At 69.4% G+C, this 22655-nt stretch carries 18 protein-coding genes; 8 read left to right on the forward strand and 10 right to left on the reverse strand.

Annotated elements, in window-relative coordinates; all coding sequences use genetic code 11:
• Nucleotides 1-30: 30 nt before the first annotated feature.
• The 7 genes from CMC5_RS22415 to pdxR all read right to left on the reverse strand — a co-directional run bounded on the left by CMC5_RS22415 (nucleotide 31) and on the right by pdxR (nucleotide 9954).
• A complete protein-coding gene (locus tag CMC5_RS22415; protein WP_156338804.1) occupies nucleotides 31-1728 on the reverse strand; it encodes an ATP-binding protein in 1698 nt (565 codons plus the stop codon).
• Nucleotides 1729-1804: 76 nt separating this feature from the next.
• Nucleotides 1805-2710, reverse strand: a complete 906-nt coding sequence (locus CMC5_RS22420; protein ID WP_050432334.1) for a hypothetical protein — start codon at nucleotides 2708-2710, stop codon at nucleotides 1805-1807.
• A 95-nt stretch (nucleotides 2711-2805) separates the two neighbouring features.
• Nucleotides 2806-4593, reverse strand: a complete 1788-nt coding sequence (locus tag CMC5_RS22425; protein ID WP_050432335.1) for a metallophosphoesterase family protein — start codon at nucleotides 4591-4593, stop codon at nucleotides 2806-2808.
• A gap of 183 nt (nucleotides 4594-4776) precedes the next feature.
• A complete protein-coding gene (locus CMC5_RS22430; protein WP_050432336.1) occupies nucleotides 4777-5742 on the reverse strand; it encodes a phosphatase PAP2 family protein in 966 nt (321 codons plus the stop codon).
• 13 nt (nucleotides 5743-5755) lie between these two features.
• Entirely contained in the window at nucleotides 5756-6913 is a 1158-nt protein-coding gene (locus CMC5_RS48615; protein ID WP_050432337.1) for a CDP-alcohol phosphatidyltransferase family protein, read from the reverse strand.
• A 49-nt stretch (nucleotides 6914-6962) separates the two neighbouring features.
• Nucleotides 6963-8165: a hypothetical protein gene (locus tag CMC5_RS22440; protein WP_050432338.1), complete on the reverse strand. Its 1203-nt coding sequence runs from the start codon at nucleotides 8163-8165 to the stop codon at nucleotides 6963-6965.
• Nucleotides 8166-8517: 352 nt separating this feature from the next.
• The gene (gene pdxR / locus CMC5_RS22445) at nucleotides 8518-9954 is read right to left on the reverse strand and encodes a MocR-like pyridoxine biosynthesis transcription factor PdxR (protein ID WP_082362704.1); all 1437 of its coding nucleotides are present in this window, start codon (nucleotides 9952-9954) and stop codon (nucleotides 8518-8520) included.
• A 127-nt stretch (nucleotides 9955-10081) separates the two neighbouring features.
• Here pdxR and CMC5_RS22450 point away from each other — a divergent pair, with 127 nt between their 5' ends.
• Both CMC5_RS22450 and CMC5_RS22455 read left to right on the forward strand, forming a co-directional pair.
• Complete coding sequence (locus CMC5_RS22450) at nucleotides 10082-10705, forward strand: cupin domain-containing protein (RefSeq protein ID WP_082362705.1); 624 nt, start codon at nucleotides 10082-10084, stop codon at nucleotides 10703-10705.
• Nucleotides 10702-11604 (forward strand): dihydrodipicolinate synthase family protein, encoded by a 903-nt coding sequence (locus tag CMC5_RS22455; RefSeq protein WP_050432339.1) that lies wholly within the window; start codon nucleotides 10702-10704, stop codon nucleotides 11602-11604. The genes CMC5_RS22450 and CMC5_RS22455 overlap by 4 nt, the downstream gene beginning before the upstream one ends.
• A gap of 72 nt (nucleotides 11605-11676) precedes the next feature.
• Here CMC5_RS22455 and CMC5_RS22460 read toward each other — a convergent pair whose 3' ends face one another.
• Nucleotides 11677-12549, reverse strand: coding sequence for a WGR domain-containing protein (locus tag CMC5_RS22460; protein WP_050432340.1), 873 nt, complete (start codon nucleotides 12547-12549; stop codon nucleotides 11677-11679).
• A gap of 48 nt (nucleotides 12550-12597) precedes the next feature.
• On the opposite strand from CMC5_RS22460, the gene CMC5_RS22465 reads away from it, so the two are divergent.
• From CMC5_RS22465 to CMC5_RS22480, 4 genes are all read left to right on the forward strand, one after another.
• Nucleotides 12598-13620, forward strand: coding sequence for an SMP-30/gluconolactonase/LRE family protein (locus tag CMC5_RS22465; RefSeq protein WP_082362706.1), 1023 nt, complete (start codon nucleotides 12598-12600; stop codon nucleotides 13618-13620).
• 92 nt (nucleotides 13621-13712) lie between these two features.
• Complete coding sequence (locus CMC5_RS22470) at nucleotides 13713-14522, forward strand: DUF3592 domain-containing protein (protein WP_050432341.1); 810 nt, start codon at nucleotides 13713-13715, stop codon at nucleotides 14520-14522.
• A gap of 88 nt (nucleotides 14523-14610) precedes the next feature.
• Entirely contained in the window at nucleotides 14611-15183 is a 573-nt protein-coding gene (locus CMC5_RS22475) for a DUF3592 domain-containing protein (RefSeq protein WP_050432342.1), read from the forward strand.
• A gap of 219 nt (nucleotides 15184-15402) precedes the next feature.
• The gene (locus tag CMC5_RS22480) at nucleotides 15403-16227 is read left to right on the forward strand and encodes a hypothetical protein (protein WP_082362707.1); all 825 of its coding nucleotides are present in this window, start codon (nucleotides 15403-15405) and stop codon (nucleotides 16225-16227) included.
• A 45-nt stretch (nucleotides 16228-16272) separates the two neighbouring features.
• Here CMC5_RS22480 and CMC5_RS22485 read toward each other — a convergent pair whose 3' ends face one another.
• Both CMC5_RS22485 and CMC5_RS22490 read right to left on the reverse strand, forming a co-directional pair.
• The gene (locus tag CMC5_RS22485) at nucleotides 16273-18252 is read right to left on the reverse strand and encodes an IgGFc-binding protein (RefSeq protein ID WP_050432343.1); all 1980 of its coding nucleotides are present in this window, start codon (nucleotides 18250-18252) and stop codon (nucleotides 16273-16275) included.
• Complete coding sequence (locus CMC5_RS22490) at nucleotides 18252-20384, reverse strand: IPT/TIG domain-containing protein (protein WP_245677695.1); 2133 nt, start codon at nucleotides 20382-20384, stop codon at nucleotides 18252-18254. The genes CMC5_RS22485 and CMC5_RS22490 overlap by 1 nt, the downstream gene beginning before the upstream one ends.
• 311 nt (nucleotides 20385-20695) lie before the next feature.
• Here CMC5_RS22490 and rpsB point away from each other — a divergent pair, with 311 nt between their 5' ends.
• Together rpsB and tsf are read left to right on the forward strand one after the other, a co-directional pair.
• Nucleotides 20696-21598 (forward strand): 30S ribosomal protein S2, encoded by a 903-nt coding sequence (gene rpsB, locus CMC5_RS22495; protein ID WP_281180712.1) that lies wholly within the window; start codon nucleotides 20696-20698, stop codon nucleotides 21596-21598.
• Between the two features lie 73 nt (nucleotides 21599-21671).
• Nucleotides 21672-22625 (forward strand): translation elongation factor Ts, encoded by a 954-nt coding sequence (gene tsf, locus CMC5_RS22500; RefSeq protein ID WP_050432344.1) that lies wholly within the window; start codon nucleotides 21672-21674, stop codon nucleotides 22623-22625.
• Nucleotides 22626-22655: the final 30 nt, after the last annotated feature.

A 22655-nucleotide genomic window follows, 5' to 3' on the forward strand; every position in this document is an offset into this window, starting at 1 on the left:
CTTATATTTCTCTGCCCTTTCCTCCCACCTTCAAGCTCTTATCAGCGTGATCCTCCGCCCCCCCGGGCTCGTTATCGGCGCCGCCCCCAGCCGCTCTGCCAGCGGTGGCGCTGACGGCCTCCGGTCGAACAGCACCAGCCACCCCGTATCCAGCCCCAGCCCCGCCAGGTACGCATCGAGCTGGTGCAGCCCCTCCGGCAGCGGATCCGCCTTCTGCTCCGGCCGCCACACCTTGATGGTGATCGCCACCGTCTCTCCCCCATCCCGCACGCACAGGTCCATCCGCCCGCGACCCAGCGCGTACTCACGCTCGATCGACCTTCCCTCGACCACCCGGTGCAGGAACGCCATCAGCACCAGGTGCGGCGCGACCTCCGGGTAGGGCGCCGCCGCGCGCAGCGGCTCCCCGTGGTGCCGCCAGAAGTCCAGCAGCGCCCGGAGCAGCGCCTCCTTGTCCAGCCGCCCCTCCGCCGTGCGCCACGTGGCCGGCAAGTGCGGCAGCGACGCCCGCCGCGTGTACGTCAGCGCCCGGACCAGGGCCTCGCGGTCGATGGGGCTGGTCACCTCCAGACCCCCGGCAGGGTCCATGCGCGTGAGGCCCAGATCCAGCGCGTAGCGCACGTCGTCTTCGCTCACGGTGCCGAGCATCCCGCCGGCGAGCATCGGCTCCAGGATGGCGCGCACGCGCGGCTCGTGGAGGTGCGCCATCCGGTGGTCGAGGTGCGGGTCGCGGCGGCGGAGGAGCTGCTCCTTCGCCTCGTCGACGTGGGCGGTGGTGATCGGCTCGGCGGGGTCGGGGACCAGGTCCTCGGTGATCAAGCGCGCGAGGGCGTTGACCAGCCAGGGTTGGCCCTGGGTCAGGAAGAAGGCGCGGTCGGTCGCGTCGGGCAGGAAGACCTGGCCGGTCTCGGCGGTGTGCTGACCGAACAGCTCGGCGACCTCGGCGCGGGTGAAGTTGCGCAGGGAGATGGACTCGGTCTCGAGGTGGAGGGGGCTGCCGAGGGCGTGGCCGTTCGTGGCACCCGGCGACGGCGCGACCGCGCTGGTCGACGGATGGAAGGCCGCACTGGCTGCGGGGTAGTACCCGGCGTTGCCGGGCTGGAGGAGGCCTGCGCTGCCATGCGCTTGCGGGGTGCGCGTGCTCGCGGGGGCTTCGCTCGGGGCGGGGAGCTGCGGTGCGCCGACCTCGCGGACGTCCCGCAGGCCGACGAGGACGAGGGCGTGCGGGAAGTGGGCGGGGCGCGTGGGGTAGCCGGCGCGGATCTGGCGCAGGATGGACAGGCGGGTGCTGTCGTGGAGGGCGTCGAGCTCGTCGAGGAACAGGACGAGGGGGCGTGACGAGGCTTCGGCCCAGGCGCTCAGGGCGGCTGCGAGGCGCTCGCCAGGGGGGGCGTCGGGCCAGGGGGGCGGCTGGAGGTCGGGCGGGAGCCAGGCGGCGGCGGTGCGGCGCCAGGAGGCGAGGATGGCCAGCTCGGCGGTGCCGGGGTCGTGCGGGAAGGGGTGGCCTTGTTCGAGGGGGAGGAGGAGGGCGAGGTGGTGGCCTTCGGCGGTGAGCTCGCGGGCGAGGGCGAGGAGGGCGGTGGTCTTGCCGGCCTCGCGCGGGGCACGGAAGACGATGTAGCGCTTCTGGTCGATGAGCCGCCGGAGGGTGGGCAGGCGCGTGCGCGCCGGCAGGGTGAAGTGGTCGGCGGGATCGTTGGGGCCGGCGGTGTTGAAGAAGCGGGGCACGGGCAGAGCTTCGAGCGCGCGCCGGGGAAGCGTCAAGCGGCGTCGGTCGAGGCGCGATGTCGGTGGTGGCGTGCCGTCAGGTGTCGATGCCCCAGGTGACCGCTGCGGCGCGCTGGCGGAGGCCGTAGGCGCCCCGGGGGGCCTGGGTGTCGGCGTCGAGGGGGCCGTCCCCTTCGGCGGGGCTGTCATCCGCCGGGGCGCTGTCTGCGAGGCTGCCGTTCGCGGGGGGGCCGTCGCCCGCGAGGGGGGCGGGATCGTCGGCACCGAGGTCGCCTTCGAGGGCGTCGCCTCCGTGGGCGTCCATGTCGTCGCCGAGGGGGAGGTGTGCGGCGTAGAACGGGTGCCACCACCGGGCGGATTGCCAGATGGCTTCGGGGCAGTTCGCGGTGGAGGCGAGGCCCGGGGTCAGGTCGAGGCCGGCGATGCCGTACGCGGCGGTGACGAAGGCGGCGCACGGGATGCCGTGCTGATCGAGCAAGGGGTTCGGTGTGCGGCCCGCGCCCCAGACGAAGGCGAGCCACTGGACGATGAGGTCGGGCAGGTCGGTGGCGCTGCGCTGGCCGCGGACGCGCTCGATGCCGCGGCGGATCTCGCTGCTCCGGACGGGGAAGGTGAAGGCGGCGATGTTGGGGTAGCGCTCTGGGTTGGCGTAGCGGGCGAGGGGCTCTTCCAGGACGCCGTTGTTGCGGGGGACGAGCGAGGCGTCGGGGTGATCGAGCGGTGCGGACAGGATGCTGAAGTCGTCTCCCTTTCGGCGGAGGATGCCGACGAGGGACCAGTAGCTGGGGACGAGGTCCTGGCGGGCGTGCGACTGGGCCACGCGGAGGCGGAAGTGGACGAGGTCGCAGCCGCCGAGGAGGACGATGCCGGAGGTGAAGCCCGAGCGGCGCAGCCAGGCGATGTTGTCCTCGCCAGGCGCCGGAGGGAGCTCGCGGACGCGCCGGTTGACGCGGGTCTCGGGGGAGTTGCGGACGGGGATCATGCGGTCTCCTCAGGGACGTGGACGGGCGGCGTCGAGGTCGGTTGCGACGGCGTGAGCGTGGGCGGAGGGGGAGAGGGAGGCATTCGAGCGCGCTTTCACCGGAGCGGTCGAGGGCGGAGGGCGCGAGGTTGGCTGCGGTCGGGGTGATCGACGGGCCAGTAGCGCACGGTCATCTCGACGGAGTCGCCGGTGGCGATGAAGTCGAGCGTCTTGAAGTGATCGCCCGGGGGGCCGAAGCTCGGGCTGACGCTGACGGAGCCTTTGGGGACGCCAGGGACGCGGTGGACGGGGAAGTGCTTCGGGGGGCGCGCGGTCTCGGGGCGCAGGAAGCTGGAGGCGCCCTGGGAGGTGGCGGCGACGAGGGACATGGGGGAGGCGATGACCTCGATGAGTTCGTGGCCGCTGGCGAGGTGGACGGTGGCGACGCGCGAGAAATGTACGTCGCCGGTGAGGAGGACGATGCTGTGGCGCGTGCCGGAGAGGGCGCGCACGAGGTCCTGCATCTGGGCGTAGTCGGTGAGGTTCCAGTCGATGAGGTGGCCCTTGATGCCAGCGCGCTGGGCGAGGATGGGCTGTCCGAGGACGAGGACGCCAGGGCCGTCGAGGCCGCGCACCCAGTCCCGCAAGGCATCCATGACCTCGGCATGGACGAAGCGGCTCCGGTCCGGGGCGCGGTACATGCGGGTGTCGACGATGGCGAAAGAGAGGGGGTCGACGTGGAAGATCTGGAGCGGGAGGGGATGCCCGTCGGTGTTCGGGTCGCTGTCGGCGGTCGAGGCTCTCGCGCCTGGGACGCGAAGGCTCGGCAGGCCGGAAGTGGCATCGAGGCCGGAAGCGGCATCGAGGCCGGAAGCGGCATCGAGGGAGAAGAGGGGATGGGCCGCGGGGGTCGGTGATGCCTGGAAGGCCGCGATGGCATCCGTGTGCGCTGTGAAGGGAGAGAGCGGGTCGAGGGAGGGCGCGGAGGAGGAGGCGTCGTGCGGTGATGGAGCGCGCGCCGCTTCGTGGGCCGATGCCGGCCCGGGGGAATACGCGGCCTGGAAGGCGCGGAACAGCTCGCGGGCTCTGCGATCCCAGCCGTCACGGCCGGTCTGGGTCCAGGTGTTGGTGACGTAGGCCGCAGCGCTCGGGGCGTTGTTCCACAGCTCGTGGTCGTCGGGCGTGAAGTAGTTCGCGCCCATGCGGAGGAGCGCAGAGAAGCCGGGGTGGGTCCAGGTCTTGAGGTAGGCGTCGAAGAAGCTGGCGCAGAGGGCCTCGTCGGAGAAGGGGGTGGCGCGCAGGAAGCGGGACGCGGGGGCGTCGAGGTACACCTGGTCTCCGCAGAGGACCTTGAGATTGGGGCGGAGCGCGACGGGCATGCGCGCGACGGCAGCTTCGAGGAGGCCAGGGGCCTGGCTGTAGTGGCAGAAGCAGGAGCCGAGCAGGACGGTGAAGGGCTCCTGGTCGCGGCGTGGGAGGCGGAGCGGGAGGGTGCGGACCCGGGCGGTGGTGGTGTCGTCCGCGCTGGGGGGGGAGTCGAGCGTGCGCGCAGAGCGGGGGGCTGGCTCGCTCTGCGAGGTGGGGCCGAGGTCGAGGGCGCGGAGAGGATCCTGGTCGCGGCGGGTGCGGAGCTTCAGTCGGTAGTTTGTGTCGGGTTCGAGGCCGCGGAGGGTGATGCGCTGGTAGTGGAGGGTGGGGCCGTTCGAGGGGACGCTGAAGCTGCGCCAGGGGCCGTCGAGGGAGTGTGCACCCGCGCTGGCGCCAGCGGTGGTGAGCGAGGCCGCTCGCGAGCCGAGGGCCGCGCGGTACGTGACGTGCGTGGGGAGCACAGGCTCGTCGACGGCGCCGATCCAGAGCGTGGCGGTGTAGGGGGTGACCTGGTGCGGGACGAGCAGCAGGGTCATGGCGGAGCCTTCGTGGAGGTACGTGGAGAGCCGCGCGAGAGCGCAGCATAACGCGACGGTCCTGCGCGGTGTCGGCCCAACGCGCGACGAGATCGCGCAGAGCCGTCGAGCAGAGCTGTCGTCGAGCCTGCGGCGAGAGATCGGGCGGAGCCGTCGTTCCTCGGGGAGCAGGCCTTCAGGACGTCAGGGCGAGGAGGCTCGCGCGAGCTCGTGCGCTGGCCTCGCATCGGGGGACGTATTGCAGCCGACATGGGTGGTCTCGGTCTCGCGCAGGAGGTGCGTCACCACGAAGGCGGTGAGGGCGACGTAGAGGACGCCGAGCAGCACGTCGAGAAGCCAGTGGTGATCGAGGTAGATCGCGGCGAACGCCATGAGCGCGGCGTAGGCGATCTGGAGTGCGCGTGAGGGGAGGCTCGCGCGGTGGTAGGTCGCGAACAGGCCCATCAACGGGTAGGCGGCATGCAGGGACGGCAGGGCGCCGAAGACGGTGGCGCCGCGGCTGTAGAGGTCCCGGAAATAGGCGACACCGAGCAAGGCGTCGACGCGGGTGAGGCCGGCGGGGCTGTTCGTGGCGGCGAGATCGGCGGCGCAGCCGTGCGCGTCGACGTACCAGGGGGGAGCCGCAGGGAGGAGGCGGTAGGTGACGAACCCGAGGAGGTGGGTGCCGAAGGCGATCCAGGCGAGCCTGCGCGCCGCGTTGCAGTCCGCGAAGTAGAGGTAGAGGAAGTGCCCGCAGAGGACGAAGAGGTAGAGGCCGTAAGGGACGGCGCAGAGGACGTCGAGCAGCGGGGTCTGGAGGCGCGCGAGGAGCTGGTTGGGGGTGAGCCGTTCGCCGTGGACGCGGACGCCGAAGAGGGTGCGCTCGAGGTCGCGCAGGGAGCAGGTGAGGATGCTGCTTCCGTCGACGCCGAGGTGGATCCAGTAGCGCATCGAGTCGAAGACGAGCACGAGGAGCAGCAGGGGGAGCGCGTGCAGGAAGAAGCGGCGCGTGCTGTGGCTGGCGTACGCGGCAGCGACGACGAGCGCGGTGATGACGAGGTGGTCCCAGCGGACGAGGCCTGCTGCGGTGAGGGCGAGGGTGTACCCGAGCCACGGGAGCGGGGGCAGCCACCAGAGGGCACCCCAGAGGCTGCGGGCATGCTGGATCATGCCCGGAGAGCGTTCAGGTGGTGGTCTGGATGCGGCCGCGCACGCGGTTCGCGTTGAGGTGCGTGGTGGTGGCGCAAGGCTGAGGGGAGAGGGGGAGCCGCCGGGTGGCGAGGCGCGTGGCGCGCGCGGACCGCGACGAGGGTGGTGGTACGAGGCGGGGCGCCGTCTTCGAGGAGGGAGGCGCGACGTCGAGGCGGAGTGCGTTCGGAAGGCGCGCACTGAGCGACGGGAGACCCGGGACCGGGGGGCTCGGGAGGAGCGTCGCGGTGTGCGTGGGGATCGAGCTGGGGATCGGCGCGGGATCGGGCTCGGGGGCGGGGTTGGGGATCGGGCTGGGATCGGGGACGGGGACGGGATCCGGGCCGGGTAGGGGCTGCGGGTCGGGGCTCGGGCCAGGGATGCCGGGCGTCACGGCGGCCCCGCGAGCGAGGGGCGCGAGGGCCACGCGGGTGCGGTGGACGAGGGTGGAGCCGGCGATGAGGCTGACGCCGCCGATGAGCGCCACGACGCCGAGGATGACGGGGTACGGAAGTGGGCCGGTGATGGCGAGGGTGGGCCAGAGGGGGCCGACGATGAGCGCGGCGATGAGGTAGACGAGGCGCTCGTGGCGGCGCATCAGGCCGTTGGGGAGCGTGAGGCGGTAGATGTCGGCCTTGGCGCGGGCGTAACTGACGAGCGACGAGGCGACGATGGCGATGAGGGTGATGGTGAGCGCCGGGAGGGTTTCCCGGTAGTAGAGCGCGAGGCCCGCGAGGGGCGCCGCGTCGGAGACGCGATCGACGCACGAGTCCAGGACGGCGCCTGCTGGAGACGCGCAGGCTCGGGCGCGCGCGACCATCCCGTCGAGCGCGTCGAGCACGGCGCCAGCGATGAGGATGGCAGCCGCGAGCTCGAAGTGGCCCAGCGCGAGGAGGGGCGCGCTGGCGATCGAGAAGACGAGCGAGAGGTAGGTGAGGGCGTCTGGGTCGACGCGGAGCCGGACGAGCGCGCGGGCCGGGGCGTGAAAGGACCAGTAGAAGGCCTCGACGATCCAGCCTGGAAGGAGGGCGCTGCCCGGGGAGGCCCCCAGGCGCGGCATGTCGGGACGGCCGGCGAGAGCCAGTCGAATCCGGTAGCTGCACAGGATCGCTGTGCAGAAGAGGAACGCCAGTGCGCAGGAGAAGAGGACCACGCCGGCCAGACTGCATGCGCCGGGCCGGGCCGCCTCTGCTGGCGTGCGCTCAGGGGCAGGAGACGGTGGTGAGGTAGATGTTTCCGTCGCGCTCGGCGTAAGTGACGGCGAGCTCCTTGTGGACAGGGTGCCAGGCAAGGGCAGGGAAGCGGGCAGCCGCGTCGCCGCTGACTTCCATGTCGACGCCCGCAGGTTTCATGTCGGGCGTGAGCAGCTCGAGGAAGACCGACGGCGGGCCTTCGCGGAACTGATAGTACGCGACGGCGACGTGAGTCCCCGTCCAGACGGGCGCTGGCCAGTTCGCGCTGCCCCCGGCGGAGGGGACGATCATCTCGCTGCCGACGGCACCGTCGGGCGCGACGCGGAGCGCGTAGATCTGCTCGGAGCCCTCGCCAGCGCGGCCGTCTTCCCAGAACACGTAGCCTGCGCCATCGCCGAGGGCGACGCGGGTGATCATGGCGGCGACGCCATCGTGATGGAGGGGCGTCATGACGCCGCTGCCGTCGGGGCGGCCGAAGCCGAGGGTCGTGGTTTCGCTCCAGGCGATCCCGATCTGCTCACCCTCGGTGGAGAGGCCAGGGAAGCGAGCGCCATTCACTGGTACCGTGCTGCTCACGGCGCCCGCTGCGTTGGTGAGGCCGAGGCGTCCGCCGCCCTGGTCCATCCACACGACGGCGGCACCGTTGCTGGTGCCTCCAGCGACGGGCCACGACTCCTGGACGGCGCTCTGGGCGAGGTCGACCACGCCACCGGAGAGCGAGCCATCCGGCTCGAGACGCTGGGCGCGTACGACGCTACCCGTGCCCTCGTCGTCCTGCCAGACGACGAGGAGGTCCTCTCCGACGTGGGCGATGCTGACGTGAGAGGAGACTTCGGGCCCGGTGGCGATGGGGACGCGCTTGTGGACGCTGCCGTCTGCGCCGACGAGTGCAAGGAGGATGTCGCCGTCTGCACTGCTCGTGTCGGCCCAGGCGACGGCGTAACCGTCAGCCATCGCGACGATCGAGGGAGCGGTGCCCTTGGCGGTGCTGATGGGAGCGCCGTGCTTGGCGATGGCGCACACGTCGCTCGTTCCGCCGCCGTTCGCGCCCGTGCCCATGGTGCCCGTGGTGCCCGTGCCGCCGCCGTTCGCGCCCGTGCCACCCGAAGTGCCGCCCGCACCGCCGGTTCCGTCTCCGTCTCCGCTGCTGCTGCACCCGCACGCGAGCGCGACGAGTCCCGTCGAAAGCGAGAAGATGAGCCGCTGATACATCTGATTAGATCCCCCGAGTTGATGAAGAACCGGCTTGGACCACGGCGATCGCTGGTGAGTCTCGTCGTGCCCATCACGAAATGGGCCACGCACGTGTGACCGCCCCATGCCGATGGTTCGCTCCACACGTTCCGATGCACGCCCCGGTCGCAGGTCGCGCGTTGTGTGCGGCTCAGGGAGAGGCCTGATGCGGCTTTACAGGTGTGCAGGTGCTCTGGCCGAGGCGAAACGGCGGGGGGTTGCGGTCGAGGTGGTGCGTTCGCCGGGCGTGGCATCGCGTTCGATGCCCACGAGGGAGGCGCCATTTGTACCGGGTCGACGGACGCGCGGTTCGAGCGAGGACTTCCTCGAACTAGCGGGTCCGTGGCGGCAGAGAGAGCGCGAGCAGCCGGAGCGCGGTCGCCTGCTCCTGCTCGTCGAGGGCAGCAAAGCCTGCGCGGAAGGCCTGGAGGTGGGGGCCGAGGGTGTGATGGCGGCCTGGCGTGAAGAGGAGCCCGCGATCCGAGGCGGCCTGGCGCCACGCTTCCAGATCGATTCCCTCGGCAATGCGGAGCCACAGCGCGAGGCCACCTGGCGGAGAGTGGACGGTGATCACGTCAGCGAGGCGTGGGTCGGCGTGAAAGCGAGCGATCATGGCGTCGCGACGCTGGCGGTAGATGGCGCGCGCTTTCCGGGCGTGGCGCTGGAGCTCGCCGTCCTGGAGCAGTTCGGCCACGGCGCGCTCCAGGACGATGTCGCCTTGACGATCGATGACGGCGCGTCGTCGGGCGGCGTTCTCGATCTGCCGTGAGGGCGCGACCAGGTAACCGACGCGGAGCGCAGGCGCGAGGAGCTTGGAAAGGGAGCCGACGTACACGACGCGCGCGAGGCCATCGGTGCTCGCGAGCGGGAGCAGCGGGCGCGCTTCGAAGTGGTACTCGTGGTCGTAATCGTCCTCGATCACGGTGAAGCGGTGGGTGGCTGCGCGCTCCAGCAGGGCGAGCCGTCGCGCTGCGGAGAGCGAGACGGTGGTGGGGTACTGGTGGTGCGGCGTGACGTAGACGGCGCGGATCTGGCGACGCGCGAGCACTGCATCCAGTGCAGGGATGACGAGGCCTTCTTCATCGACGGGGACGGGGACGATGTCGGCGTCAGCGAAGCGAAAGGCGTCCCATGCCGGGGTGTACCCTGGGCTCTCGACGGCGACGGCATCGCCCGAGCGCAGGAGCGTGAGCGCCGCCATCGTGAGCGCCATCTGGCTCCCGCGGGTGATCAAGACCTGCTCGGGCGTCACCGAGAGACCGCGGGCCTGGTTGAGGAAGGAGGCGAGGACCTCCCGGAGAGAGCCATCGCCCCGAGGATCGCCGTACCCCTGGCCGCTCCGGCCGAGCGCGAGGAGAGCGCGGCGCATGGCGCGTGCGAGCGGTGCGAGGGGAGCCAGGCGGGCGTCTGGAAACCCATCGCCGAGGTGGATCCGGGGTGGCTCGGGCCGTGCCGTGCTCGTCGAGAGGGACTTGCTCCGAGGACGAGCATCCGCGACGGCGTGCTCGGGGAGGGCCGTCGAGACGAAGGTGCCGCGCGCAGGATCGGTGACCAGCCAGCCCTGCGCGACCAGCTCGTCGATGGCGGTGACGATCACCTTGCGGGTGACGCCGAGGGAGGTGGCGATGGTGCGCGACCCCGGCAACGGATCGCCAGCGACGAGCCGGCCACGTCGGATGTCGCGGACGATGCCCTGCACGAGCTGCTGGTACAGGGGTACGCGAGAGTCGCTGTCGAGCACGAGGTCGACGCGCCAGGGACGCCGCATGGCTGGACCCCTTACCATCTACGAACTGGAGCCTCCAGGGGGACCACTTCGCAATTACGAAAGGAGCATGGATCGTCGGTCCCACGACCGATGGAGTCGTCGGCCCACGACGACGGGAAGGACAGCGATGAGTTCCTCAGGCGATCGCAAGTACAGCTCGGCCGACTTCCACAGGACACCGCCGCGGCCTCAGGTGGTGATGCCGGAGCGGCTCGCTCATCCCCAGGTCGAGCAGGAGGGCCCCAAGGACGAGTACTCGCGGGCACGGAAGCACCCCGTGTTCTTCGTGGATCTTCCGAGCCACGCCATCAGCATGACCATCGGCTGGCTCGATCCGGGGCAGTCGTCGAACCGGCACAGGCACACGTACGAGACGCTCGTCTACATCCTGGAGGGCGAGGGGTACTCGTACATCGGCGGGAGGCGCGTCTCCTGGAAGCAGGGCGATGCGGTCTACGTGCCGGTGTGGGCGTGGCACAACCACGTGAACACGGGGACGACGGTGGCGCGCTACCTGGCCTGCGAGAACGCGCCGATGCTCCAGAACCTGGGTGGGATCGCGCTCCGTGAAGAGGTGCCGGATCGAGGGGACCAGCTCGGAGATGCTCCCCACGAGCCGGCTGAAGAGGGCGCAGTGCAGGCCTCGGGCGCAGTGCAGGCCTCGGGCGCGTCGCCGGTCTCGCCGGACAGGCATGGGTCGAGCGAGGGCGCGTCGTCCTCGGTGCGCTTCGCAGGCGGAGGTGCGCAATGAGCGTCCCGAAGAATGCGCCTCTCCGAGGCATCGTCGCGTATCCGATCACCCCCTTCCAGGAAGACGGCCGTGTGGACCTCACGCTGCTGCGTCAGCTGGTGGAGCGAATGGTGAAGGCTGGCGTCCACGGGATCGCGCCACTCGGGAGCACGGGGGTGCTGCCGTACCTCAGCGACGAGGAGCGCGAGGCCGTGACCGAGGCGACGGTGCAGCAGGTGGCCGGGCGGTTGCCGACGCTGGTCGGGGTCTCCAGCTTGACCACGGAGCGGACGATCCATCACGCGCGCTTCGCGGAGCGGGCCGGTTCGACGGCGATCATGGTCTTGCCCATGAGCTACTGGAAGCTGACCGAAGAGGAGATCGTGCGGCACATCGATCGTGTCGCGGCGGCGGTCTCCCTTCCGATCGCCATCTACAACAACCCGGCCACGGGGGGGCTCGATCTGAGCCCCGAGGTGATCGCGCGGCTGCTGGAGATTCCGAACGTGTCGATGGTGAAAGAGAGTACGGGCGACGTGAACCGCATGCACCGCCTCGTGCAGCTTTGCGGAGAGGAGGTGGCGTTCTACAACGGGAGCAATCCGCTCGCGCTCGCCGCGTTCGTGGCAGGAGCCCGCGGCTGGTGCACGGCGGCCCCGCAGCTCGCCCCGGAGCTGAACATCGGGCTCTACGAGGCCGTGATGCGACAGGATCTCGTCGGCGCGCGGGCGCTCTTTCACCGGCAGCTTCCGCTCTTGCGCTTCATGACGGCGCACGGGCTGCCCCGGGTCATCGCCGCGGGGCTCACCTTGCTCGGGATACCTGTGGGGCCACTGCGGGCGCCGCTCCTGCCGCTCGGCGATGCGCAGGTCGAGGAGCTCCGCCGCCTTCTCGATGGACTCGGGGGGCTGAAGGGGTGAGCGGGTCGAGCAGCCGAGCGATGTCGCGCTGACGAGGGACCCTCGGAGCTGCTCCGAGGGGCTCGTGCGGGGTCACCCCGCGCGCATCGCCTCGATGCGGCCGGTGAGGTGGGGATCCCCGGAGGGATCGATGCTGCCGAGGTATTTCTTGAGGGAGCTGCCCGAGCGCGCGAGGTAAGCCTCGAGGTGAGGCGAGATCTTGCGCCAGCGCAAGCTCCAGCCGGTGGCGGGGGCAGCCGGCCTGGACAGCAAGAGCGCGATGATGCGGAGCGAGAGCTCCGGGTCGTTGAGGGCGCCGAGCTGCTCGCTCGCGAGCTTCAAGGCTGGGGCGGTCGGGTGACCGGGAGGCGGAAGCTTCCAGAGGCCGTCCATGACCTTGGCGAAGGCGGAAGCGTCGACCTGGAGCAGGAGCTGGAGAGCACCCACGAGGGGCACGCGATCGCCGGCGCGCGGAGCGATGACCCGCTCGAGGACGCCATCGAGCGCGCGCTCCAGCGCGGGGTGAGCCGAGGGGACGACGCCCGCGATCCGCTCCAGCGCCCGACGTGCGTGCTGCAAGCGGCGGTTCAGGGCCCAGCTCCGGCGTCCGCGTGCGGCGGCGAGACCGTTCAGGGACTCGATGGCCGCCTGGATCCGCTCCGGGGTCGCTTCGCGCTGCACCAGCCGAGGCGGAAGTTCGAGCGGCGCAGCGGCAGCCGCGGCCCCCTTGGCTCCCGCAGGAGCTGCCGCGGCGGCCGTGGCGCTGACCTCCTGGTAGCCCTCGCGAAGCTTCTCGGCGATCTTCTTTTCCATCTCACGGCGCGCAGCATCCGGTGAGGGAAAATCTTTTTCCTTGCGCTGCCCGGAGGTGCCCAGCCGCCCGTAGACGACGACGAAGGCGTTGCCTTGCACGTCGGTCATCCAGAACTTGGCACTCGACCCTTGCACGAATTCGAACCGGCGCATGGCGGGGGACGATACACCAGATGCCACGCTGCTAGCCTCTCCCGGACCATGCGTCGCGTCGTTTCCACCCTCCCCAGGCCCAGCATCGAACCCGTCGTCTGGCACGCGCCGCCAGCGCCGGCCCGCGCAACGCAGCGCGCGAGCCAGGAGCCGCTGCCTCCGCTCACCTTGCTGCCGCTGCCAGGCAGTGGACCCGAGGACGTGGTGGTGGATGCCGAGGGCTGGATCTACACCGGACTCGGCGACGGCCGCATCCTGCGGGTGAGCCCTGATGGATCTCACATCATCACGGTGGCGAACACCGGCGGTCGGCCCCTCGGGCTGGAGATCCTGCCCGATGGCGCGGTGCTCATCTGCGATCCCCACCGGGGGTTGCTCCGCCTCGATCCAGCGACACGTGCGCTCCAGGTGCTCGTGGATCGGGTGGACGGTAGACCGTTGCGGTTCTGTAGCAACGTCACCGCCGCGCGCGACGGGACGCTGTACTTCACGGAGTCGACGCAGCGCTTCGGCTTCGAGCACTGGAAGGCAGACATCCTGGAACACACGGGCTCGGGGCGTCTGTTTCGCCTGGACCCCCAGGGGAAGGTGGAGGTGCTGCTCCAGGGGCTCCACTTCGCGAACGGGGTGGTCCTCACGCACGACGAGACCGCCGTTCTCGTGGCGGAGACGGGGCGCTACCAGCTGACGCGGCTGTGGCTGCGCGGCCCACGGGAGGGGCGGCGCGAGGTGCTCGTCGAGAACCTGCCCGGCTTCCCGGACAACATGTCCCGCGGTCTCGATGGGCGGATCTGGATCGCCATGGCGAACGGGCGTGATCCCATGCTGGATCGGTTGCTCGGCCTGCCACCCATCGTGCGGAAGGTCGTCTGGGCGCTGCCCGAGAAGTTGCAGCCTGACGTCACCCGGACGACGTGGGTCCTGGCGATCGATGAGGAGGGGACGATCGTGCAGGATCTACAGGGTCCTGGTGAGCAGTTCCACATGGTCACCGGGGTGGCCGAGGCGCCTGGGATGCTGGTGCTTGGGAGCCTCGCCGAGAGCGCCCTCGCCGTCCTTCGACGCGGGTGAGCCACGAGGAGGTCAGGCATTCATCGAGAAGGAACGGACGGTTCCTGCAGGAGTTGTGAGGCGGAGGCGGCGACCCGGGTTACCTTTCGAGGATGAACCAGCCTCCGGGACCCGCCGCCCCGCTCTGGGGCGCTTACAGAACGGCCCACGATCGGGTCCCTCGACCTCCGCGCATCCCGACGCCACTCGCGCATGCGGTCCTCTTGTCTGCTCATGGGGCCCGCGGTGCATCCCTGTGGGTCGGCGGGGCGTTCCTGGTGATCGGGACGGTGATGTCCACCGTCTTCTGCTGGCGTCTGCCGATGGATGTGGCCCTCGACGTGAGCGGGGTGCGTGTGCAGGGGACGGTGGTGCGGACCGAGGTGAATCACTCGGTGTCGATCAACCACCGGAACCCGACCGAGATCACGTTCAGCTACCGCGTGGGGCGCTCGACGTACGAGGCCACCAGCTCGACCCTGGAATCGCAGATGATCCTCGCTGCGCGGGAGGGGGCGGTGGTTCCCGTGCAGGTCTTTCCGCTGGTGCCCGCGTGGGCCCGCGTCCAGGGGACGACCGCGTCGTCGTTCGGGTACTTCGGTGCACTCACTTTGATCTTCCCGTCGCTGGGGACGGTGCTCATGATCGCAGCGCTTCGCGGACTCCGCCGGAATCAGCGCGCGTTCACGCACGGCATCCCCACGACCGGGCTGATCGTCAAGCGTGGGCCGAACACGAGCATCCGGATCAACGGCAGCCACCCCTACCAGATCGTCTGGGAGTTCCAGGTCGATCAGCATCGCTACCGAGGGAGCGTGAGCCACATGAATGCTCAGCTGCTCGGTCGCGTTCTGCCAGGGCCGGAGGTGACGGTCCTCTACGATCAGCACGAGCCGAGCATCAACACCGTCTGGTTCGAGTGAGCGCGTGCCCGGGGCCGCGCGACGGTGAGGTCGAGTCCACAGAGCGTGGGATCGTCCGGGAGACCGCTTGCGTGGTAGCCTCACGAGGATGAGTGCCCTCTCCGACCTCTCTCCTTCCACAGGCTCGAGCGGCCCGTACAGAGAGGCGCATCTGCGTGTTCCTCGCGCACCGAGGGCACCATCGGCGCTGGCCCGAGAGCTCATCTTTGCGTGTCACGGGAGCCGCAAGACGCAGCTGTTCGCCGGCGCGGTTCTGCTGGTGCTCGGGCTCGTCGTCAGCCTGCTCTCGGGGCTCGAACCTGCCTCGGGGGGTGACTTTCTGAACGATCATCCGCTGCTCTTTTACGGGGTCGGCTGGAGCGTCGGAGGGGTGTCGCTTCTCGTGCTCGGGTTTCGCGCTCGAAGTGCTCAGGAGCGCGCATTCCGACACGGGCTGCCGGCACCGGGGCGGCTGCTACGCCGTGACTTCGACAAGGCGACCTCGATCGGGAACAAGCATCCCTTCGAGGTGGTGTGGGAGTTCGATGCACACGGGACGACCCACATCGGCCGTCTGTCCCACCTCGACCGCTCCCTGGTCGAGCGGGCCCTCGAGGGGAAGGAACTCACGGTGCTCTACGATCCGGCCGATCCTTCCGCGAATACGCTCTGGATAGACTGAGGCGTCGATGCATGCGCGCGGGGGTTGCGGGAAGGACGATGGATTCCACGACGACCGCATCCAGAAGGCCGGAATCGTTGCCATTCTTTTTCTCGCAGTCTCCGAACGCGACTAGGCTTCGCCTGGCGCTCGGAGCGCGGTCGGTGCGGATCTCCTGTGGAGCCCCACGGTCGCGCGCATGCGCGGTGACCCTCGGCGCTTATTTTCTGGAGAAGACGCATGATGAAGCATCGACATCTCGGGCTGCTGTTCGGCTGTGCATTCACCCTGCTCGTCGGTTGCGGCGGCGATGATGGTGGCAGCGGTGGCAGCGGCGGCAGCGGCGGAGGCGGCGAAGGGGGAAGCGGCGCGAGCGGCGGTGCTGGTGGTGATGGCGGTACGGGAGGCACGGGAGGTGAAGGTGGAGGGGAGGCCGATCTCGCCACGCTCTACCGGAATGCCGTCGCCGACGCCGCGGTGGCCGAGGAGAGCGAGATCGTCGATACGTTGACGCCCATCTCGCTGGCCAATGTGGATCTGGAGCGGGACAACATGGGCCGCGTGCTCATGGTCACGTGGACCAGCTACGACGGTTACGACAACATCATCGGTACGGATACGGGGCTCGGTCCCGATGTGTGGGTGACGCCGGGGCGCGAGCTCCAGGCGTTCTGTCGGAGCACGGGACTGCAAGGAGATGCGCTGAACCTGCGGCTGGAGCAGCGCATGGGCCTGCCCCCCAACAACGGGAAGAACCGCATCGTGGAGCTGTGGGTCGATGCTGACGACATGTTCCGCCCGTCTCCCGATCCGGAGATCGACGACACCCGCGCCGAGCTCGATTTCCCCAACGGGACGCCTCAGGAGCACATCGACTGGATCGAGCACCAGAAGTCGATCTCCTACGGCGAGAACGGCTACCCCTGGACGCGGCTCGGCTACACCTACGACTGGAACCCCGAGGCCTCCTCCGTGGTGGGGGAGAGCGAGTTCGTCATCCGCAAGCTTTCCAACGTCGGCGTCCACTCCGTGACGTCCCAGGACGAGTACTGCCAGGCGCTGTGACGCTCGAGGGCCATGCCCGCGCCGCTTCCATGTGGCGCGGGGGCGCTACTGCGGGGGGGCGATCGTCTTCAGCTCGGTGCCGCCCGCGTAGGCGTAGCTGACGTACGTGTCGAAGCCGGTGACGATGACGCCTACCGGAACTGACGCGAGCACCCGATGCACGCCGTCGTTCTGCTGGCCAGGGAGGACGTTGTCCGGCGACGTCTTCTGAGGGTCGATGACGGGGAAGCTGAGCTGGCAGCGATAGACGATCAGCGGCGGTGTGCTGCGCCCGCGCTCTGTCGCGGTGAGCCCGTCGGCGGGGGTCACCTCGCAGTACTCCGGGCCGAGCGTGGCGCCGTCGAGGGTGACGAGCGCGTCCGGAGGAGCGATCACCGTGACGAAGTCGAAGGCATACTTGTCCGGGGTGAGGAACACGTAGTCGGGCCTGAACTGTTCGATGGGGGGGAAGATCAGCAGGCTCGGATCGCCGCCGGGTAGTCCCGTCCTGACGCCCGCGGCATCCTGGCTGGCCATGACCTGCGCCACGAGGACGGGTTCGTCGCTCTCTGCCATGAAGTCGCGGTAGGCCGTGACTTCCCTGAAGGAGCCTCGACCGGTCAACGTGAGGACGTCGTCAGGAGCTGGCAGGGTGGTGCGGATGGTCGCGCCGTTGGCCGTGGCGGCGACGAAGCGAACGTATTCGGGCTCCGGGATGGGATCGATCTGCGCGCCGGCGGCTTTGACGGCGACGGTGCGGCTCGGTGAGTGGGCGAGCGCGAAGCGCTTCCCGGCGGTGCGGACGGGATCGAGCTGCTCTTCCAGGTGGTCGGCGCAGCAGCGTCTGCTCGCGAGCGTCGCAAAGGTCGGCGCATCGGACGCTTCGCCACCAACGAACACGGCGATGGGGGCGTTGGACTCGATGGTGGAGCCAGTGAAATCGGCGACGAAGTCGCCCGTTTCGAGGTTGAGGACGTCGAAGGCGCCCAGCGTCGCCTCGATGACACCCCCGGCAGGCGTCTCCGCGACCGGTCCGCCCGGTACCACGGCGGTGGTGGTCGTGACGCGCACGCGGGTGTCGGCCTGCGTCCCCACGATGGTGAGGAACGCGCGGAGGTTGGTGGGGTTGGTCGAGCTGAAGTTGGTGTTGGGATCGTCCGTGATGGCGATGGTCTGGGGCCAGCTCGCCACGACGTACGACAAGCCCATCGCGCCGCTGTAGGCGAGGGCTTCACGCGGCTTGAGCAAGGAGGCGTCGTTGGAGAACACGTTGACGTTCTCCAGCGGGTTGAACTGGTAAGCCACCACGGGAAAGTCCGAGGTGACCTTGAAGGCATGGCGGGTGAGCGCAGTGTGCGTGCCGGTGTTGAACTCGCCCTCCGGGCTGCCATCCACCTCGCGCGGGCCGAGCTTGAACACGCGCAGGTTGAGCGGGGCGATCACGGCGCTGGCGATCTCGAGGGGGGCGGGCTCGTCCCCGGGCTGGCCGTCGTCCTGAAAGATGCGGACGACGACGGGGATGTCGGGCTGGGGGTTGGAGATGACCAGCGCGAACTGCTGTGCGGCGGCATTGCTGGTGGCGTCGATGACGGCGTTGTCGAGATCGACGGCCCAGTACTCGCAACCGACGTTGCTCCGCTGCTCCCCGGCCTGCTGGCAGAGGTGAGGGCAAGCGCCATTGCGGCAAGCAGCCCCGGTCGAAGGATCGCAGGTGGTGACCCGAGCGCCGAAGCTGCCGTCGGCGTTGCAGGCGACGACATCCTGGCCCTGGCAGGCATTCTCGTTTGGATAGCAGGCGACGCAGCCGAGCTCCGGTGAGCCGCAGACGAAGCTGCGGGTGGAGCAGTCGTCGAGGGTGACCCAGGTGAGCTGGGCGCCGAGCAGCTCGCAGCGCTGGTGCAGCCAGCCATGGCAGCGGACCTCGCCGTCGTCACAGACGGGTCTGGGCGGGGGCCCTTCCTCGAGGTCCCAGCGGACGCTGCGATCGAAGCAGCTCGGGACGATCAAGGCGGTGAAGAACAGTGCGGCGAGGCGTCGACCGTGCATCAGAGGTGCGCGTTGAAGGAGTCGGTGCTGTAAGCCTTCATGCCCGCCGGCCGGATGTCGCGGTAGCGCAGCTTGGCGTAGTCGAAGCCGTCGACGCGACCGCCGTAGACGCCGATGGTGACCGGGCCGCTGGGCAGGGCGCCATGGAGGAGACCCAGAGCGCGCAGGTCAGGGAGCTGGATGGAGTGGGCAGCGGCGGGAACGGCGACCGTCCAGCGGAGGAGGCCGTTGCCGCTCACCAGGTCGTAGACGCTGATGTCGACGGGCGAGCCCCCCGCGTAGGTGAGAGAGAGGTGGGTGCCGTTCCAGTTCGTGTTGATCGCAGGGCTCTGGAGGACAGGGGGCCCCACGAAGTCGTCGATGACGACGCGCTGGCTGGTGGTGGTGGTGAGCAGGCGGCCGACCACCGACATGGGGGCCAGTCCTCCAGGGCCAGTCACCGCACGCGCCGTGGAGACGTACACCGCGCCCGCAAGGTCGCCGGTCAGCGCCGGGAGGCCGACGAAGGAGAGCTGGCCATTGAAGGGGATGAGTGGCGTCTGAACGCCGACCGGAAGGTTGATGTACCCATCGTTGCCGTACATGATCGACACGCTCGCGCGGATGCGATCGGGCCCCTTGGGGCCGGGCGACGGGGAGCTGATGTCCATCACGAGCGCCTGATCGAGCGTCTTCCTCATGGCGATGTAGACGCCGCGTGTCGTGACGCCGGGAGCGACGGGCACGCCTCGGACGGCGCCCATCACATAGGCCGTGAAGCGGGGAGGGCTGACGGTGCGGTTCTCGATGCCGGCGAGCGCATACAACGCCCTGTTGCTACCTGTCGCATACAGCCTGAACCCATACCCGTTCGAGCCAGCCGAGTCGGGGGTGATGGCACTGGTGGGGGAGGGGAGGTAAAACGAGCCGCTCGCGTCGCTGTTCACGAGCATGACGTAGGCTGCGAGCCGCTCGTTCGGGCCCCGAGGTTCCGGGATGTTCAGCCAGTCACCCTTCTGGAACTCGTGAATCGTGTCCCAGACCAGCTCGCCTTCGATCAGGCCGGGTGACACGGCGTTGCCGCCCACGGGGGGCGGGTTGCCGAACGTCTCGGCGCACGCCGGTGTGAGGACGGGGTCGAGGTACACGGTCACCGTGTTCACCGGGACATCCACGAACGAGATCGGGCTGTGGCAGGTCGCAGCGATCGACACGGTGCGGGGACCGTCGAGCGAGGCGTCTTCGATGAGGGTGACGCCGCTCGCGTCCGTCTCGCGCACCAGCGCGCTCGCGAGATCGGTGCCGACGATCACCCGCGCGGCCGGGATGGGGTCGCCTGTGAAGTTGTTGAAGACGAGGACCTTGAGCTTGCCATCGAGCGGAAGGCCACTCAGGCCACCCTTGAACCCATTCTCGCTGTCCTCGTAGCTGTAACCGTCGAGCACGAGGTGGCTGACGTCACCCGTCGACACCGCCACGGTCTTGGTGCCAGGGGTGCCTTTGGGGACGGTACAGAGCAGCTTTTCCGGGCTGTCGACCACGAGCGGATCGCAGGGTTTCTGATCGACGCGAGCGATGGTGCTCCCGTCCCAGCTCGTTCCGTGGCCGTAGATTTCGATGACATTGCCTCCCGAGACTGGCCCCGCGTTGGGGACCGCGTAGAGGGCGTCATAGGTGTACCCGCCCGGGAGTGAGCGGCGGGTCGAGCTGTCGTCGCCGTTCTGCGAGGTGAGGGCCACGGCGCCTGCGCTGCCTGGCGGCGCGACGACCTGGACGCGGCCCGGATCGACCGGGATGACCGAGGCGGGATCGACCTCGGTATCGCCGAACCACACGCGGACCGATGAGGTGAACCCGCTTCCCTGGATGAGGACACGCTGACCACCCGTGAACGGGCCGTGCGGGGGATCGGCTCCGAGGAGTGCGTGCGGATCCGACGTCGGAGGGAGCGGCGGTCGCTCTCCGGTGGGGGAACCTGGCTCGATGAGGTCGGGATCTTCGTCTTGATCCGTCTGACGTCGGATTCCCTCGGGCGCCGAGGCGATACAAGCCCCGAGGAGTCCGAGCGTCGCGCTCACCACCACCGACGGCAGCAGCCGGGGCGAGGCGTGTCGGCGCGGGGTGGAAAGCACCTGAAGGACGCGGCGAAGCACGGCGGGCAGGATAACCCGGTCACCCGGTCAGGTGGGGTGCACCGGGCGTGGCCAGGGCGAAAAACGTGCGAAAATCCCGCTATCGGAAGGCGAAGACACCTCCCGCTCGTGCTTGACACGGTAGGTCGACCGCGCTAGGTGTGCCGCCCCTTTCGTTGGCCTCCCGCCAGCGAAGGTCCAGTAAAATCCACACGCTCCCCTGTCACACGGCAGGACCCGAGCCCGGTGCCCAGCTTCGGTCGCCTGAAACGATCGAAACCAAGGGTTGGCTGCGGGGTGGGGAGCGGCGGAACAACCGAAAGGACACAGCCGTGACCGAGATCAGCCAGACCGAAGCCCCCGCGGCCGAAACCATGCAGGCCGCCCTGACTCCGACCCAGAACATCGTCGCGCCCGGCGAGTTCCCGTTGCCGCTCCGCTCGCTGCTCGATGCGGGCGTGCACTTCGGCCACCAGACCAAGCGCTGGAATCCGAAGATGCGGCCCTTCATCTACGGCGCACGTAACGGCATCCACATCGTGGACCTGGACCAGACGGTCCGGATGTTCAAGCGTGCGTACGACTTCCTCACCGACGCGGTGGCGCGTGGCGGCCACGTCCTCTTCGTGGGGACGAAGCGCCAGGCGCAAGAGATCGTGCAAGAGGAGGCTCGTCGGGCCGGGATGTACTTCGTCACGAACCGCTGGCTCGGCGGCACGCTGACGAACTTCCGGACGGTCAAGCAGGGCCTGGAGCGCCTCCGCTCGGTGGAGCGGATGAAGGAAGACGGTACCTACGAGCAGCTCCTGAAGAAGGAGACCGTGCGCCTCGAGAAGGAGCGCGAGCGCCTGGAGAAGTACCTGGGCGGCCTCAAGGGCATGGGCGGCCTGCCGGCGGCGATGTTCGTCATCGATCCGCACCAGGAGTCAATCGCGGTGGGCGAGGCGCGGAAGCTCAACATCCCCGTCGTCGCCATCACCGATACGAACTGCGACCCGGACCTCATCGACTACATCATCCCCGGCAACGATGACGCCCTCCGCTCCATCCGCCTGATCACGGCTCGTATTGCGGACGCCTGCATCGAGGGCTCGCACCGCCGCCGCGACTTCGGCGACGGGCACGGCTCGCAGCCGCCGCCCGGTGGTCGTCGCGATGACTTCAGCGTCTACCAGGGCTCGCGCGGTGGTGGCCGTGGCGGCCGCGGTGGCGACCGCGGCCCCTCGGCTTCCTGAGCCGGGGCGTAGCGTCAGCGCTTCCACCCGAGAGTTCACGTTCGTCGTTCGTTTCTAAGGAGAGATAGAGAGTATGGCCGGCATCAACGCGCAGGCGATCAAGGAACTTCGTGAGCGCACCCAGGCGGGGATGAGCGACTGCAAGAGTGCCCTCGTCGAAGCTGACGGGGACATGGAGAAGGCGGTCGAGATCATCCTCAAGAAGGGTCTCGCGAAGAGCGCCAAGAAGGCCAGCGCGGCAGCGACCGAGGGCGAGGTCCGCGCGTCCGTGTCCTCGGACAAGCGGCGCGCGACCCTGGTCGAGGTCAACATCCAGACCGACTTCGCTGCCCGGAACGACAACTTCCGCGAGTTCGTCGGCCAGGTGCTCGCTGCTGCCGAGAAGGCGCCCGCCGGCGCCGAGCTCGGCCAGCTCACGCTGGACAACGGCAAGTCCATTGCCGACACCGCCACGGAGCTCACGGGCCGCATCGGCGAGAAGATCGATGCGCGGCGCTGGGGCGTCGTGGAGATCCCGGAAGGGAAGCACGGCGCGACGACGGCTTACGTCCACCTGGGCGGGAAGATCGGCGTGATCGTGTCCGTGGAGACGTCGACCGCAGAGGTCGCGGCTCACCCCGAGGTGCAGAAGTTCCTCGAGGACACGGCGATGCAGGCGGCGGCGATGAGCCCCGTTGCGCTTCGTCGCGAGGACATCGACGACGAGTCGAAGGCCAAGCAGAAGGAGATCTTCGAGGGCCAGCTCCGCGAGGATCCCAAGCCGAAGCCCGAGAACGCTTGGCCCAAGATCATCGAGGGCAAGTTCAACAAGTGGTACTCCGAGGCGGTGCTTCTCGAGCAGGAGTCCGTGGAGGCCGCATCGCGTGGTCTCTCTGGGCAGACCATCGAGAAGCTCCGCGCCGACGCCGAGAAGGCGGCTGGCGGGAGCGTCACGGTGACGCACTTCGTGCGGTTCGAGCGTGGCGAGGGGATCGTCAAGAAGACGGACGACTTTGCGGCCGAGGTCGCGAAGATGGCCGGCGGCTGATAGGTCCGGATGCGGGGGGGGCTCGCAGCC

The organism is Chondromyces crocatus (assembly GCF_001189295.1).
GTDB lineage: Bacteria > Myxococcota_A > Polyangia > Polyangiales > Polyangiaceae > Chondromyces > Chondromyces crocatus.